Source organism: Kitasatospora sp. MAP5-34, assembly GCF_029894335.1.
In the GTDB taxonomy this organism is placed as follows: Bacteria; Actinomycetota; Actinomycetes; order Streptomycetales; family Streptomycetaceae; genus Kitasatospora.
The window spans coordinates 1-15,268 of record NZ_JARXZC010000016.1 but is presented as its reverse complement, the minus strand read 5'-3'; the positions used below and the strand labels follow the sequence as shown (position 1 = coordinate 15,268).

Sequence of the window (15,268 nt, the reverse complement as noted above, 5' to 3'; positions counted from 1 at the left end):
CAGCCATCGGCACCCGCGCCGCGCGCAGAAGCCAACGCCCCAGACACCGTGCACGTGCCGTGAACCCCGCCGGGGGACCGGCCACTTCCTCGTGCAGACGCGAAGAGCTTCTGCGGAGCATATAAAGGCACCAATGCGGAGCCACCGCCCGGGCTGCCTGTTGCACCTCTCTCCGAGGACCAGGGCCTGACGTCGGCCGTTTCTCCACAATTCAGCCACTTCCTCCACCCGTCGGCCGCGCCGACGACGTCCCACGGCGGCCGGTGGCAGCAGCGTGCGGGCCGGCACACAGAGCCCGGGCACCTGCGCGAGCGGATGCCCTCGGCAGTTGTAGGATGACCGGGCAAGTGGTTGTAGGATGACTGGGTCGACCGTCGGAGAGGAGCCTGCCGTGACCAGTGCGAACAGTGGACTGCAGGCGCCCGGGCGGCGGTCGCTGGTCGATGCCACGATCGAGCAGCTGCGTGAGCAGCTCGGGGCGGGCGTCTGGCCCGTGGGCGGGAAGATCCCGACCGAGCACGAGTTGGCCGAGCGGCTGCAGGTCGGACGGAACACCGTGCGCGAGGCGATCCGGGTGCTGGTGCACGCCGGGATGCTGGTGTCGCGGCAGGGTGAGGGCACGTTCGTCCGGAGTACCAGCGATCCGGCCTCGGTGCTGCGCGGTGTGCAGCGCTCCGGGGTGCGGGACGTGCTGGAGGTCCGGGCCGCGCTGGAGGCCGAGGCGGCCCGGCTGGCCGCCGTCCGGCACACCCCCGAGGACATCGCCCGGATGCGGGCCGCGCTGGCCCGCGAGGCCGAGATCATCGCGACGCAGCCCGACCGGTCCGGCCGCGAGGCCACCGTCGAGCACGACCTCGAGTTCCACACCGCCGTGGTCGAGGCCGCCCACAACCCGGCGCTGACCGAGATCTACCAGTACTTCGGCGCGTCCGTCCGCGAGTCGATGCGGACGGCCTTCGGCGACCACGAGATGCCCGAGGTGGTCGTCGCCACCCACGAGGCCCTGGTCGACGCGATCGAGAGCGGCGACCCCGAGCGGGCCGAGGCCGCGTGTCGCGAGCTGCTCGCGGAGCCGACGGCGGCCGTGGAGCAGCTGCTCGCCACCATCGCGGCGCGGAAGTAACGCGGCCCGCCCCCTCTCTTACGAACTTTTCCGGTACCACCTGCTCGGAGCGAAACCACATCATGACGATCACCCGTGCCCATCAGCCGGTCGTCGCCCCAGCCGTCCGTACGCGCACCAAGCTCGCGCACCCCGCTCTGCTGCTGTTCGGCATCGTGCTGGTCGCGCTGAACATGCGGGCCTGCCTGGCGGCCATCTCCCCGATGGTCGGCGAGGTGCAGCGGACCTTCGGGCTGTCGTCCACCGCCAGCGGCCTGATCACCACCGTCCCGGTGCTGTTCCAGGGCCTGGGCGCGCCGCTCACCCCGAGGCTGACCCGGCGCTTCGGCACGGAGCGGGTGGTGCTCGGCGCCGTGCTGGTGCTCGGCGCGGGCGTGCTGCTGCGGGTGCTGCCCTCGATGGCCGCGCTGTACGCGGGCTGCATGGTCATCGGCGTCGCGATCGCCGTACTCAACGTCTCGATGCCGGGCCTCGTCAAGCGCGAGTTCCCGGACAAGGCCGCGACCATGACGGGCGTCTACTCGACCACCATGCTGGTCGGCGCGACACTGGCGGCGGGCATCTCGGTGCCGCTGGAGAAGACGCTCGGCGGCGGCTGGCAGGCCTCGCTGGGCGCCTGGTCGCTGCTGGCGCTGATCGCGGCCGTCGCCTGGCTGCCGCAGGTGTTGCTCGCCCGTCAGCAGAAGAGGGCCCGTCAGGAGAAGGCGGTGGTGGCCGCCGCCCCCGTCGGCCGGCCGATCGAGGGCATCTGGCGTTCGCCGCTGGCCTGGCAGATCAGCCTCTTCATGGGCATCTCCTCGCTGCTCGTCTACACCCTGGTCGCCTGGATGCCGACGATCCTGGCCGACCACGGCATGGACCGTGGCGAGGCCGGTCTGGTCTTCGCGTTCAGCAACCTGGTACAGGTCGCCGGCGCGTTCCTGGTCCCGCTGGCCGCCGGGCGGATGACCCGCCAGCGCGGTCTGGCGGTCACCATGGTCGCGCTCAACATCGTGGGGATCACCGGCCTGCTGGTCGCCCCCGTCTCCGGTGCCTGGGTCTCCGCCGCCGTACTCGGTGTCGCCCAGGGCGGCTCGCTCGGCCTGGCGCTGGCCTTCATCGTGCTCCGGACCGGCAGCGCGGCGGGTGCGGCCCAGCTCGGCGGGATGACCCAGGCCGTCGGCTACCTGGTGGCGGCGGCCGGCCCGGTCGGCGCGGGCGCGCTGCACCAGGCGACGGGCAGCTGGAACCTCCCGCTGATCCTGATGCTCGCCTTCGCCGGCGTGGCCGCCGTGGCGGGTTGGGGCGCGGGGCGCAACCGCACGCTCTGACCGGGTGGTCCACGTGACGGGGCCCGGGAGCCGACTGTCGCTCCCGGGCCCCGTCACGTGCACCCGTCGATCTGCCCCGCCTACGGTCGCCGCTCAGTCCTCGGCCGTCATGGTGAAGCCGGCCAGCTTGACGGAGGCGAAGACGGTCGCGGCGACGGTCACCGCGATCAGCAGCGGGACGGCCACCCCCACGGCGACCGTCGCGTCGATCGTGCCGTGGGCGGCGACGGACTTGGCGAGGGACAGGCCCCACTGCTGGATGCTCAGCGTCTTGGCGCCCTTGACGAAGTTGCCGACCAGGCTCTCCCAGACCAGCGCGTACGCCAGCCCGGCCACCACGGCGTGCCGGGTGACCACGCCGAGCAGCAGGAACACCGCGCTGTAAGCCGTCCCGGCGACCAGGGCGGCCAGGGTGAAGGCGATGGCGAGGGTGTCCTGCGTCCCGTAGATGATCAGGCCGGCCAGCAGCGTCGGGACGGCGGCGAACAGCCAGGTGGTGACGACCGCGACGGCCAGCTTGGTGGTGATGATCTTCCAGCGGGGCAGCGGCTTCGCCAGCAGGTAGACGATCGAGCCGTCGTCGATCTCGGTGGAGATCACGCCCGTGCCGACCACCAGGCCGAGGATCGGCACCAGGGTGCCGAGCGAGAGCGTGCCGAGGATGTTGACGGCGAGGTCGTGCTTGTCGGCGCTGGAGTTCCGCGCGAAGACGGAGATCGCCAGCAACACCGCAGGAACGACCAGCAGCAGGATGCCCCGGCGGCGCCCCAGCAGGCCGCGTACGGTCAGCCTGGCAACGGTCACGTTCACGGTTCGGCCCTTCTGAGGGACTCTGAGGGACTGGGAGTGGGGAGACGACCAGGGTGTCAGGAGGCGACCAGGCGTCGGGAGACGACTGGGCATCTGGAGACGGCTGGGCGTCAGGAGGCGACCAGGTAGGAGAAGACGCTCTCCAACGACTCGTCGGCCGGGGAGACGGTGTAGAGCCGGATGCCGGCCTGCTTGGCGACCTTCGGCAGCAGGGTGGTGAAGCCCTGGAAGTTGATCGCCTCGATGCGCAGCGCCCGCTCGTGGAAGTCGAGTTCGATGCCGGCCGTCGACCCGTCCGCGATCAGGGCGGCGGCGAGCCGGCGGTCGTCGCTGGAGCGGACCAGGTAGCGGTGCGGGCGGTCCGTCATCAGGCGGCGGATCTTGCGGAAGTCGCCGGAGGCGGCGTGCCGGCCCGCCACGACGACCTCGATGTGCCGGGCGAGCTGTTCGACCTCCTCCAGGATGTGCGAGGAGAAGAGCACCGTACGGCCGTCGGCCCCGAAGCGCCGCAGCAGCTCCATCAGGTGCAGCCGCTGGCGCGGGTCCATGCCGTTGAACGGCTCGTCCAGCAGCAGCACGGACGGGTCGTGGACCAGCGCCGAGGCCATCTTGACCCGCTGCTTCATGCCCTTCGAGTACGTGCCGGTCTGGCGCTCCTGGGCGTACTCCATCTCGACCAGCGCGAGCGCCCGCTCCGCCGCCGCGCCCGGCTCGGCGAGGCCGTGCAGCTCGGCGTTGGCGAGGACGAACTCCCACCCCGTCAGGTGGTCGTACATCGACTCCCGCTCGGGGACGAGACCGATGGCGCGGTAGACCGCCTGGTTGCGCCAGATCGGCACGCCGTCCAGGGTGACCGCGCCGGACGACGGGGCGAGGAAGCCGCTCATCAGGTGGATCAGCGTGGACTTGCCCGCGCCGTTCGGCCCGAGCAGGCCGGTGACGCCGGGACCGATGGACATCGACACGTCGTTCACGGCGACCACGTTGCCGAACCAGCGGGAGACCTTGTCGATGGTGATTACAGCCATGACGACCTCTCAGATCTTCCGGTATCGGCGGTCGACGAGCCAGTAGGAGCCCGCGATGATGACGGCGATCTCGACCGCGAAGACCACGGCGCCGAACGCGCCCGGCGCGCGGACCGCGCCCGTGTCGGTGGCCAGCGTGAAGACCTGGTTGACGAAGCTCTCCACCAGCATCGACGGGGAGATCACCGCCGCCCAGTCGGACGACTGGGTGATGTCGCCCCCGTGCGGACCGCCGCTGAGGGCGTAGACGATGCCCGCGATGATGTTGCTGACCACCAGCACGCCCATGATCGAGGCGACCCCGAAGCCCCGGCGCGGCGTGCTCGCCGCGATCAGCAGCCCGATCGAGGAGTACACCAGCGCGTAGAGCAGCGCGGTGACCAGCCCGATCAGGAAGTGCCCGGTGTTGTGGCCCAGGTTCTGCCCGGCCAGCATCGAGCCCAGGTAGAGCACCACCAGCGGCGCACCCATGACGATCATCATGGCGCTGACCATCGCCGCGAACTTCGCCCGGACGTAGTCGCCCCGGGTGATCGGGCGGGAGAAGTACAGCGGGACGGTGTTGTTCCGCAGGTCGCGGGAGAGCAGCACGGGCGCCTGAGCGGCCAGGAAGATCTCCACCAGCAGCGCCAGGATGCTCGGGAACTGCGGGTAGTCGGTGCTGAGCTGATCGGACTTCCTCATGATCGCGACGACGACCACGATCACGGCCACCAGTACGGGCAGCGCGAGCATCAGCATCGGCAGCACCTTGGACTTGCCGGACCGGCCGAGGCCGTAGGCAGCCCGCAGGCTCTGCACGAAGAGCGACCGGGTGGCGTACGAGCGGCCCAGCCGTGGGCCGGCGTAGGCGCGGTACCCGATGTTGTGGATCACGCCCGTGTCGGGCGTCCTGCTCTCAGGAGGCAGTGACATCTGCGGTGCCCCCCGTCAGAGCGTTGTTGTCGATGGTCGGAGCGGCCTCGGCGGCCGGGACCTCGTCGGTGGCCGGGACCTCGTCGGTGAAGATCTCGGCGACGCGGTGCCGACGCTGCTCCAGGCGCACCAGCCCGAGGCCCAGGTCGGCCACGGTGTCGCGGACGATGTCGTACGTCTCGTCGTCCCGGATGTCCACCAGCAGCACCCGGGAGGAGTCGGGTCGCACGGACAGCCCGGCGGCGGTGAGCCGCTCGCGGACGGCCGCGTCGGCGTCGAGGGTGAGGTCGTCCGGGTGGTCGGTGACCTCGACGGCGAGCAGCTGGGTGGCCTCGGTGAAGGAGGCGGTGGAGGAGGAGCGCAGCAGGCGGCCGCCGTCGATGACGACCAGGTGGTCGCAGGTGCGTTCCAGCTCACCGAGCAGGTGGGTGGTGACCAGCACCGAGATGCCGAAGTCGGTGTAGACGCGACGGATCAGCGCGAGCATGTCGTCGCGGCCCACCGGGTCGAGGCCGTTGGTCGGCTCGTCCAGCAGCACCAGCTTCGGGTCGTGGACCAGCGCCTGGGCCAGCTTGACGCGCTGCTTCATGCCGGTGGAGTACCCGCCCATCGGGCGGTAGCGCTCCTCGTAGAGGCCGACATGGCGCAGCGTGTCGGCCGTCCGCTCCCGGGCGGCGGCGGCCGGCAGGCCGGCCATCCGCGCCATGTGCACCACGAACTCGGTCGCGGAGACGTCCGGTGGGAGGCAGTCGTGCTCCGGCATGTAGCCGACCAGCTCACGGATGGCCGGGCCCTCGGTGGCGATGTCCAGGCCGAGAACCTCGCCGGTGCCGGCGGTGGCCGGAGCCAGGCCGAGCAGGATCTTGATCAGTGTGGACTTGCCCGCGCCGTTCGAACCCACCAGGCCGACCACCCCCGGCCGCACCTCAACGGTGAGCTGGTCAAGGGCAGTTACCCGGGGGAACCTCTTGGTGAGGCCGTCCGTCTTGATGACAGTTGACACATCGACCAACCTAGCGCTCAACGCCGCTCAGGGGTATGAGCTGGGATGACGAAGCGCCTCTGCACCTTTGGGATGAGAGAGACGGGCCGATCCCCTAGGGGATCGGCCCGTCTCTCTCATCCGGGTGCAGCGCAGCGGGTCGGACAGGGCCTAAGAGAGCAGCTCGTCCTGGAGGACCATCACCTGACGGAACGCCTGCAGCGGGACGCCCTTCGGGTTGGTCATCACGATCTCCGCCTCGATGTCACCCTCGTCCAGGTACGCGACCCGGCCGACCGGCTCGGCCTTGCCGCCCGCCGTCCCGGAGGTGAACGCGACGATCGACTTGGCGTCGATCGACGTGTCGATCGTCGCGTTGGCCGAGGTCAGGCCGGGGACGGCTCGGAGATCGCCGTCCCTCGCCTTGGAGTTGAAAGCCGCAGCCTCGTCCTCGGAGCCGAAGTGCAGCAGCCAGATCTCGGTACGGGTGCCGTCCGCAGCCGTCCAGACGCGCTTGGTGGCGGCGCGGCAGGCGTTCTCCGTCAGCAGGATCTTGAGCGTCTCGGTGTTCTTGTCCGCGACGGCGTAGTCCGTGCAGGGCACCCAGTCGGCCAAGGCCGGGCCCACCCGGGTGGCAGCACTCGCCGTGGCGGAGACGGAGGCGGAGGCCGACACGGAGGCCGACGCCGACGGGGCTGCGGAGGCCGACGGTGACGGGGACGCGGCCTGGAGTACCGTCGCGCCCTTCGGCGCGGGCAGCAGGAGCTGCCGCAGGTCCGCGTAGTGACGCTGGCCGGAGGCCGGATCGCTCGGCTTGGGCTTGCCCGACGGCAGTGGGGGCAGCGTCAGTTGGGGGAACGCGTACCGGCCGTCGTTCGGCGTCTCCAGACCGGGGAGCTTCGTACGCTCGGGGACGGTCACGGCCCACCCCGTCGCCGCACCCGACAGCAGCAGGACTAGCACGGCGGCACTCCACCGCAGCACGGCCGGGCCCCTGGGCTTGCGAGCTTTCGCCACGGCGGGCGAATCGGCCGTCTCCGCCATCTCCAGGAGGTCGGTCAGGTCGGCGGGGACCGTCGGGTCGGCCGCGACCGTCACGACCGTCGGGGCGGTCGGTTCGGCCGGGCCGGTCGGGTGGGCGGGCGCCATCGGGTCGGTCGGGTCGGTCATGTGGACGCTCCTGGGCGGGCCAGCCGGTCGAGCTGCTGGTTGAAGATGGTCACGGCCTTGTCCTTGGGCAGCGGGGCGATGCCCTCCACCCGCATCTCCACCCGGAGATCGCCCTCGGCCGCCGAGCAGATCAGACGGTCGATCTTCGCGCCGGGATCGGCGAACGGCAGGTAGCAGTGCGCCTCGCTGTGCCCGGCGATGTCCGGGCCGATCCGGAACAGGCCGGAGTCCGAACCCAGCACGCTCACCCAGGTGTTGTCGGCCTTGACCGCGTCCTGGTGGTACTGGAGCAGCCACATCGTCACCGTGAAACTGGTGTCCGGGGAGACGTAGCTGCGGATCCCGGCGCCCTTGAGCTGGAACTGCTGCCACTGGCTGCGGATGGCGTCCTGCAGCTTCTGGGGGTAGCCCCGGACGGAGTCCTCGATCCAGGCCGTCCGCTGGTCGGCCGTCAGCTCGGTGTCGTTGCCGTAGGCGCCGTCGTCCGGCCCGAGGGTGTACCCCTCGGGGAGCGGCACCAACAGGTCGCGCATGGACCCGAAGTGGGTGCCGTTGGACTTCGCGCCGAAGGACGGGCTCGCCGAGGCGCTGGGCAGCGCGGCGGGAGCGGGCGCGGCGGTGGGGGCGGCATCGTCGTACTCGACCTTGATGACGCCCACGCCGATACCGACGCCGAGCAGGGCGGCCGCGACCACGGCCGCCGCGATACGCAGAGCCGGGCCGGGCCTCCTGCCGGGTGTCCCAGCAGGTGTCACGGTAGGCGTCCCAGCAGGTGTCCCAGCAGGTGTCACGGCGGGCTCGGCCGGGGCCTGCTGCTCGGGGATCGGACTCGCTTCGGTCATCTCACTCATACCAGCCGCTCCCACTGACGCTCGGCGATGTCCTTGAGCTCATCGGCGTTGACCTGGTTGGGGGAGTAGATGGAGACCCGCATGATCACGTCGCCGCGCCGGGCGCTCGCCTTCCCGTAGTAGTACTGCTCGTGGGTTTCGGAGTACGTGCTGGGCGTGCTGGGCGCGTCGTACGTGCCGTCGACCGTCCCGTCCAGCGGGTGGGAGTCCGCCGGCACGTTGCTCGACACGGCGTTCACCGCCTCGGCCACGTGGGTCGCGTCGTACTGGACGAGTTCGACCCGGTAGACGGTGTCGTTCTTCTTCCAGCTGGCGATCGCGTCGCGGCGGAATCCGGTGAACAGCATCTCCCTGAACCGGACGTCGGCATCGGTGTAGGTCAGCGCGACATCACCGACGCTGGCCCAGCCGGAGTCGGCGCCGAGCCCGTCGGTCATGTCGTCCGCATCGGCGGGCTTGCTGATCAGCAGCTTGCGCAGGTCACCGTCGATGTTGAGCGGCTTCGGCCCCGCGTCGACCGCGCCCTTCCCGTCGACGACGGTGGCGACGTACTGCGGCGCGCCCACCCGGAGCGCCGGGAGCGGCGTCCGGGGCCGGCCGGCCTGGATCGCGTAACCGACACCGCCGCCGACCAACGGCCCCAGCAGCAGCGCCGCGACCAGCAGCCGGGCGGTGCGGGGACGCCGAGCCGCAGCCGGCTCGGCCGGTTCTGACGGCTCGGCTGACTCGGACGGCTCGGACGGCTCGGACGGCTCGGGCAGCTCTGACAGCCCCGCAGTTTCTGCGGGCGCTGCGAGCTCTGGCAGCTCTGACGGCTCCGCAGTCTCTGCGGGCTCGGTGGTCACGGGGTGCTCCAAGGCAGGTACGGACTCAGGCGCGGGCACGGACTCAGGCGCGGGCGTGGGTTCCGGCGCTGCGGGGGACGGGACCGGCTCGGCGGCCGGCTGGTGCTCAGCCACCGTTGGCCAGCTGATCGCGCTGCCGCTTCATCGCGTCCATCAGCAGGGCCTTGTCCGCGTTGCCCTTCACGAGCACCGTGACCTGGTACTCGACGTCGCCGACGGACGAGACGCCGATCAGTTCGCCGAGCCAGCCGTCCTGGTCGGGCTTGACCACGATGCCCTGGGCGGCGCTGTCACCGTCGATGTCGAAGGAGTCCCCCGACTTGAAGGACATGCCCTTGGCGAACTCCTTCGCCATCCGCGCCGACTTGAAGCGCAGCAGCCGGGAGGTGACCTCCTGCTGGCCGTCGGCGGAGCGGTAGTGGCGGACGGCCGCGTCGTCCTGGTAGCCGTACGAGTCGAGGACGTGCCCCATGTCGTCCGCGTTCCCGAACTCGGACGCCACCTCCTTCGACGTCAGCGTGACGCCGTCGGTGGAGCCGTACGACTCGCCGCCGGCCGGTATCGGGAGGAGGAAGTAGCGGATGTCGCCGCCGTGTGTGTCCCCGTCGACGCTGCCGTGCACGGTGCTGCTCGGTGCGGGAGCGGGCGCCGGCGGCGTACTCGGCAGGGGCACCGGGGTGGCACCCGCCGTGGGTGCGGGAGCGGTCGTCGGCGTCGGGACGCTGTGCGGCGCGGAGGCCAGCACGACCGCTCGCGGGCTCCGGTCCGGCTTGCCGACGGCGACGGTCACGGCAGCACTGGTCGCGGTCACGGCGAGCAGCCCGGCGGTCGCGAGCGCAATGCCGACGGCGCGCGGCAGCTTCCGCGCGCCGGCAGACGCCTCGGGCTCCCCGAACTGTGGTGGAAGGTCTTCGGGCACGCCTTCGGGCATGCTTTCGGGCACGGTCAAGGGGCTCCCCCAGCTGAACGGATTCGGACCGCGCGCGGCTCCAGCTCCGGGCACCCCCAACTCGCCCCTGAAGCCAACCAACACGCATCTCAGCTGGAATTATGAGAGTCCTTCAACTCCACCAACAACTCGCTTACCCCCGACAGTCCGCCCATTGCCCGACCAACCGGACATGTCGTGACCGAACCGCAACGAGCCCCCGTTCGGCACCGACGGCCGTGGCGCTCCCGCACCGGCTGCGGAATGTGCCCCGGCCGGGCCTCAACCCAACTGGGCCAGGGCCTCGGTGGCGATCCGCTCGAAGACGGCGAGATCATTCTCGAAGATCGAGTCGGGGACCGGCCAGTGGATGACGAGTTCGGTGATGCCCAGGTCGCGGTACCTGCCCGCCCAGTCGACGAAGGCGTCCAGCGAGGCGAGTGGGCGCTCCGCCGTCGACCCCTGCAGCAGCACCTTCTCCAGGCTGTCCACGTCCCGCCCCTGCGCTTCGCACGCGGCCCGCAGCTTGCCCAGCTGCGCCTCGATCACGGCAGGAGCCAGCTCGACCGGCACGTCGCCCGGACCGCGCGGGTCCCCGTACGTCACCCAGCCCTGCCCGTGCTCGGCCGCCAGCCGCAGCCCGCGCGGTCCGGTGGCCGCGACGTAGAACGGCACCCTCGGCGCCTGCACGCAGCCGGGGATGTTCCGCGCCTCGACGGCCGAGTAGTAGGTGCCCTGCTCGGTCGTGGCGTCCTGGGTCAGCAGCTTGTCGAGCAGTGGCAGGAACTCCGCGAAACGGTCCGCCCGCTCCTTCGGCGACCACGCCTCCTGGCCCATCACGGTGGCATCGAACCCGGTCCCCCCGGCCCCGATCCCGACCGTCACCCGCCCGCCCGAGATCTCGTCGAGCGAGACCAGCTCCTTCGCCAGCGTGACGGGATGGCGGAAGTTCGGTGACGTGACGAGCGTGCCCAGGCGGATCCGCTCAGTCGCCGCCGCAGCCGCCGTCAGCGTCGGAACCGCCCCGAACCACGGCTCGTCCCGGAACGACCGCCAGGAGAGGTGGTCATACGTGTACGCGGCATGGAACCCGAGCTCCTCGGCCCGCCGCCAGATCTTCTGTCCCTCGCTCCATCGGTGGACGGGGAGGATCACGGTGCTCAGACGCATGCCGTTGACCCTAGTCGGATGCACCGGCAGCGCGGCGAGCACACGCAGCCGCCGTGGTCTCAGGGATGGCTCAGGGCCTTCCCGTCGGCTCGGTCGGCGTGCCGGACGCCGAAGGGCAGCCCCGGTGGGCGCCGGGGCGCTGGGGCTTGGAGCAGCCGGTAGTTGACCGCGCAGCCCAGCACGATGCCCGACCAGGCGAGGACCGCGTTGTCCGTCAGCAGGCCCGCGAGGAAGACGGGCAGGGCGATGCCGAGCTCCTGGAGCAGACGCAGGCGCAGCACCACCCCGAAGCGGTCGGCGGCCTTGTGCCGGCCTTCGGCGGTGGCGGCCAGGAGGCGGAGAGGGAGGGCGGTGGCCTGAGCGACCATCAGCCAGGTGAACCAGGTCGCGGCCGCGCCGTGCAGACCGTAGAACCCGGGCAGCACCGTCCAGGCCGCGGTCGCGACGAGGACGCCGACGGTTGCGGACACGGCCAGGACGCCTCCGCGCAGGTTCCGCCAGTCCCGGGCGGAGGGGGCCGCGCCCGTGCAGACCATGCCGGTCGCGTTGACCATGGCCGTGATCGGGATGTTCAGCGTCGCCGTGAGGACGGCCCCGGCGGAGAACGCGGCGAGCCGGTCGTCCCACGAGGCCCTGAGGGTCAGCGCGAGGACCAGGAGCAGGTCGAAGCCGATCACCGAGAGCATGTGCCCCCACTCCGTGAGCATGGTGCGCGCCACCTGGCGCAGCCAGCGTGCGCTGTCACGGAGCCGGAGGGAGAGGGACAGGTGATCACGCAGCAGCCCTACGGTGACGGCGCATTCGAGGGCGGCGATGACGGAGGTCGCGGCGTAGGCGCCGGCGAATCCCAGTCCGGCCCCGTGCACGAAGAACCAATCGAGCGCGGCGTTGGCGACGACGGCTACGGCGTACAGCGTGAGAAGGGGGCGCGAGCGCCGGAGCGCGAAGAGTGCCATGGCGCCGACGAACTGTGCGAGGCGTACGGGGGCGGCTATCAACAGCCAGAAGAGGGCCGACCGCGTGTCGTCGCGGATACCCGGTGCGGCGACCAGGGTGTCCACGAGGTACGGCAGCACGGCCAGGCCGATCGCCGCGATGAGCAGCCCGGCGGCCGTGGCACCGACCAGCCCGCTCTGCACCGCCCGCCGGCGTGCGTGGGCGGACAGAGCCCCGGCCACGGACAGCCCGACGACGGGCCCCATGGCCATGGCGGTGATCGAGTCGAGGAGGAGCAGGCGCTGCGGCAGGGCCGCGGCGGCCACAGCCTGCTCGCCCAGGGTGCTGATCACCCACAGATCGGTCTGGGCGATGGCCTGGCCCATGACGGACGCCACCATCATGGGGCCCATCAGGGCGAGGACGCGCCGGCCCAGCGACGGGGTGGGGGTGGTCGCGCCGGTCACAGCGGGCTCCAGGTGAGGACGGCGAAATCGCCGGAACGGGAGAGCGACCACCGGATGCCCGGTGCCGGGTCCAGCCCCGGCACCTCGGCGAGCTTCACGCGGCCGCGCTCCAGGGGTACGTGCCCCTTGAGCGCCACGACGACCTTGGGGGCGGTGGTCCCGGTGGTGAGGGCCAGGCCTCGGTGCCGGTGCTCCGGTGAGGCGAACCAGCGTGCGGCCGAGGCCGCGAGCAGTTCGATGTGGTCCTGCGGCCGGAGGGCGATTCCCTCGCGGTCCAGGAATTCGAGGAAGTGCAGGTGCATGCGCCAGTCCAGCCGTCTGCCCGCGGCCACCGCCCACTCGAGGAAGGCCTCGTAGAGGTCGGTGGTGTCCGGCAGGCGTTCGGCCAGCTGCGGGATGCGGTCGAAGAGCTGGTGCCAGCGGATGCGGAGCGATTCCTGGGCGATCAGCCGGTCACGGGATCCCGGGGCGAGGGAGTTACGTGCAGTGGGGCTGATGCAGGCGTTGAGCCGCGACGACTGCGGCGCGTGTGCGGTCAAGGTCCGTTCTCCATTCGTCCAGGTCGTGGTTGGCGTCGCGTTCGACGACGAGCGTGGCGTCCGGTGCGGCGCGGCCGGCGAACAACGTCACCAGGTCGAGGGTGTCGTCGCTGACGGGGGAGTCGTGGCTGTCGATGATGAGCGAGGCGGACGTCGGAGAGGGGCTGTAGCCGGCCAGGTGGAACCTGCGGCCTACGCCCGGCACGTCGGCCCACGCGGCGGCGGGCTGCCCGGTGTTGAGCTGGGCGACCATCGCGTTGGACACGTCCATGAGGACTTCGCATCCGGTGGCTTCGGCGAGCTCGGCGTAGGCGCGGGCCTGGGGGATGTCGGAGGGCGCCTGCGAGGGGAAGTTCTCCACGGCGAGGACGGTGCCGAGCTCCTCCTGCCATGCGCGCACGGAGTCGATCACCGGCTGCCAGGCGTGGTAGTCCACCTCCAGGGCCAGGGACAGCGGCTGGCCGTTGTGGGAGAAGTGGGCGATGTGGTCGCTGACGTAGAGCAGGCCGCAGTCCGCCTGCCACTGGTTCACCAGGTTCAGGTAGTGGTCGAGGCGCGCTCGGTCCGGGTCGAGGAACCGGGAGAGCATGATGTGGCAGCCAACCGGGAGGTCACCGACCGTGCGGCGGAACTCCTTCGGGTCGAGGTGGGCGAAGCCGTCGATCAGGACTTCGACGAAGTCGACGTGACCCGAGTCGCGCAGCCCGCAGGCCATCTCCAAGGTGTCCGGCGAGGTCACATTGACACCGATCAGCATCAGCGCAGCTTCTCCTTGGCGTAGGCCAGCAAGTCCTGGGGGGCGCTGACCGCGCCAGGACGTTCGGCCGACGGTATCTCGTCGAGGTTGAGGACGATGCGCTTGCCGCGGGCGCGGACGTCGTCCACCCACTGGTCGAACAGGTCGACGTAGGACAGGCCGCGTTGTTCGGAGGCCTCCGCGAGGCCCGGGATCCAGCCCTTGCACAGCTGGCGGAGGTAGGCGCGGCAGTAGGGGACGCCGTAGTCGTGCGGCTCCTTCTCCCCGGCTCCCGCGATGCCCGCCAGCCGGTGCCGTTCCAGGGCCGATGCCGCCCGGGCGAAGTCGGCGTAGTACTGGTCCGGCCGGTCCGTCCAGGTGAGGTCCGCGTGTTCGACGATCACGGTGACGGGCTGGGTCTCCGTGATCAACCGTTGGTCCAGCACGGTGTCCAGCAGCGACCACACGCCTTCGTGGACCGCCACGGAGTGGCCGTCGTGGAGGGTTCCGTCCCGTCCCGTGCGGATGCCCGACAGGTGCAGTTCGACCACCTGGGACCACGGGATCGCGCCGAGCAGCACCTCCACGGGGACACCGCAGTTGACGGCGTCGATGTAGAGGTGGGCCAGGTCGACGATGAGGCCGGAGCCGGTGTTCTCGCAGATGCGCGTCACCGCCTGCCAGGCGTCCAGGATGCCCCGGGCGGAGGCGGAGTAGCAGTTGGCGTTCTCCACCCAGACGGGCAGGCCCGAGGTCCGGTGGAGGTCGGTGAGGAAGCGGACGGCGCGCTCCTCTTCCTCCTTCGTGCCGGTGAAGTACGAGTGGAGTCCGAAGGAACCGCCGCCCAGGGCCCGGTCGCCGGTGACGTGGACTCCGATGGAGGTCGGCTTGTTGCGGCGGGTGGCCGACTGGTCCATCACGTAGTCGATGTAGCGGGCCTGTTCACGCGGGCCTTCGCAGATCGCGGTACGCCCCAGGTGCAGGGAGAATTCCGGGACCGCCGGCACCTCGTCAAGGCTCTCCCATTTCCGCCACTCATTGAACCCGAATTCCAGGAAAGGATTTTCGCCGACGATGGCGAGCCTCCGGGACGGGTCCGGGTCGAGAAATCCCGGAGTGAACGACCCGCCCACGCGGAGCAGGTCGTCGCGGACCGGCAGAACTGTCGCTTGCATCTCTTTCTCTCCACCTGCTTCCGGGTACGGCGGGGGCGCGCTCCGCTTCCGGAGCGCGCCCACACAATGACTCAGCCCTTGTTGTAGCTGCCGCAGGTCAGGGCCTCAGCCATGACCTCGATGTCCTGGATGTCGATCATTCTGTTCACCTCCCCACCTGAATGCGATGCACTGGCCACACTCGCCGGCAGGCATCAACCTGCCCGAATTCAGCCCTTGTTGTAGCTGCCGCAGGTCAGGGCCTCAGCCATGACCTCGATGTCCTGGATGTCGATCATTCTGT

15 protein-coding genes are annotated in these 15,268 nt (G+C 70.7%); 2 read left to right on the top strand and 13 right to left on the bottom strand.

Going from position 1 to position 15,268, the window contains the following annotated elements:
- Positions 1–391: 391 nt before the first annotated feature.
- Together P3T29_RS15465 and P3T29_RS15460 are read left to right on the top strand one after the other, a co-directional pair.
- On the top strand, positions 392–1,123 hold the full coding sequence (locus tag P3T29_RS15465; protein WP_280717022.1) for a FadR/GntR family transcriptional regulator: 732 nt from the start codon (positions 392–394) through the stop codon (positions 1,121–1,123).
- Positions 1,124–1,185: 62 nt separating this feature from the next.
- Complete coding sequence (locus P3T29_RS15460) at positions 1,186–2,433, top strand: MFS transporter (RefSeq protein WP_280717021.1); 1,248 nt, start codon at positions 1,186–1,188, stop codon at positions 2,431–2,433.
- Positions 2,434–2,526: 93 nt separating this feature from the next.
- Here P3T29_RS15460 and P3T29_RS15455 read toward each other — a convergent pair whose 3' ends face one another.
- From P3T29_RS15455 to P3T29_RS15395, 13 genes are all read right to left on the bottom strand, one after another.
- Complete coding sequence (locus tag P3T29_RS15455) at positions 2,527–3,243, bottom strand: ABC transporter permease subunit (RefSeq protein WP_280717020.1); 717 nt, start codon at positions 3,241–3,243, stop codon at positions 2,527–2,529.
- Between the two features lie 110 nt (positions 3,244–3,353).
- On the bottom strand, positions 3,354–4,271 hold the full coding sequence (locus P3T29_RS15450) for an ABC transporter ATP-binding protein (protein WP_280717019.1): 918 nt from the start codon (positions 4,269–4,271) through the stop codon (positions 3,354–3,356).
- Positions 4,272–4,280: 9 nt separating this feature from the next.
- Positions 4,281–5,186 (bottom strand): ABC transporter permease subunit, encoded by a 906-nt coding sequence (locus P3T29_RS15445; protein ID WP_280717018.1) that lies wholly within the window; start codon positions 5,184–5,186, stop codon positions 4,281–4,283.
- A complete protein-coding gene (locus P3T29_RS15440; protein WP_280717017.1) occupies positions 5,170–6,189 on the bottom strand; it encodes an ABC transporter ATP-binding protein in 1,020 nt (339 codons plus the stop codon). The genes P3T29_RS15445 and P3T29_RS15440 overlap by 17 nt, the downstream gene beginning before the upstream one ends.
- Before the next feature lie 150 nt (positions 6,190–6,339).
- Entirely contained in the window at positions 6,340–7,338 is a 999-nt protein-coding gene (locus P3T29_RS15435; RefSeq protein ID WP_280717016.1) for a hypothetical protein, read from the bottom strand.
- A complete protein-coding gene (locus tag P3T29_RS15430) occupies positions 7,335–8,189 on the bottom strand; it encodes a hypothetical protein (protein WP_280717015.1) in 855 nt (284 codons plus the stop codon). The genes P3T29_RS15435 and P3T29_RS15430 overlap by 4 nt, the downstream gene beginning before the upstream one ends.
- The gene (locus P3T29_RS15425; protein WP_280717014.1) at positions 8,186–9,034 is read right to left on the bottom strand and encodes a hypothetical protein; all 849 of its coding nucleotides are present in this window, start codon (positions 9,032–9,034) and stop codon (positions 8,186–8,188) included. Before P3T29_RS15425 ends, P3T29_RS15430 begins: the two co-directional genes overlap by 4 nt.
- A 106-nt stretch (positions 9,035–9,140) precedes the next feature.
- Positions 9,141–9,977 carry a hypothetical protein gene (locus P3T29_RS15420; RefSeq protein ID WP_280717013.1) on the bottom strand — a complete coding sequence of 279 codons (837 nt, stop codon included), beginning with the start codon at positions 9,975–9,977 and terminating at the stop codon, positions 9,141–9,143.
- 267 nt (positions 9,978–10,244) lie between these two features.
- Positions 10,245–11,156: an LLM class flavin-dependent oxidoreductase gene (locus P3T29_RS15415; protein ID WP_280717012.1), complete on the bottom strand. Its 912-nt coding sequence runs from the start codon at positions 11,154–11,156 to the stop codon at positions 10,245–10,247.
- 35 nt (positions 11,157–11,191) lie between these two features.
- Positions 11,192–12,535: an MATE family efflux transporter gene (locus P3T29_RS15410; protein WP_280717011.1), complete on the bottom strand. Its 1,344-nt coding sequence runs from the start codon at positions 12,533–12,535 to the stop codon at positions 11,192–11,194.
- Positions 12,532–13,074: a hypothetical protein gene (locus tag P3T29_RS15405; protein ID WP_280717010.1), complete on the bottom strand. Its 543-nt coding sequence runs from the start codon at positions 13,072–13,074 to the stop codon at positions 12,532–12,534. The genes P3T29_RS15410 and P3T29_RS15405 overlap by 4 nt, the downstream gene beginning before the upstream one ends.
- On the bottom strand, positions 13,013–13,831 hold the full coding sequence (locus tag P3T29_RS15400; protein ID WP_280717009.1) for a DUF692 family multinuclear iron-containing protein: 819 nt from the start codon (positions 13,829–13,831) through the stop codon (positions 13,013–13,015). The genes P3T29_RS15405 and P3T29_RS15400 overlap by 62 nt, the downstream gene beginning before the upstream one ends.
- Positions 13,831–14,985 (bottom strand): DUF692 family multinuclear iron-containing protein, encoded by a 1,155-nt coding sequence (locus tag P3T29_RS15395; protein ID WP_280717008.1) that lies wholly within the window; start codon positions 14,983–14,985, stop codon positions 13,831–13,833. Before P3T29_RS15395 ends, P3T29_RS15400 begins: the two co-directional genes overlap by 1 nt.
- Positions 14,986–15,268: the final 283 nt, after the last annotated feature.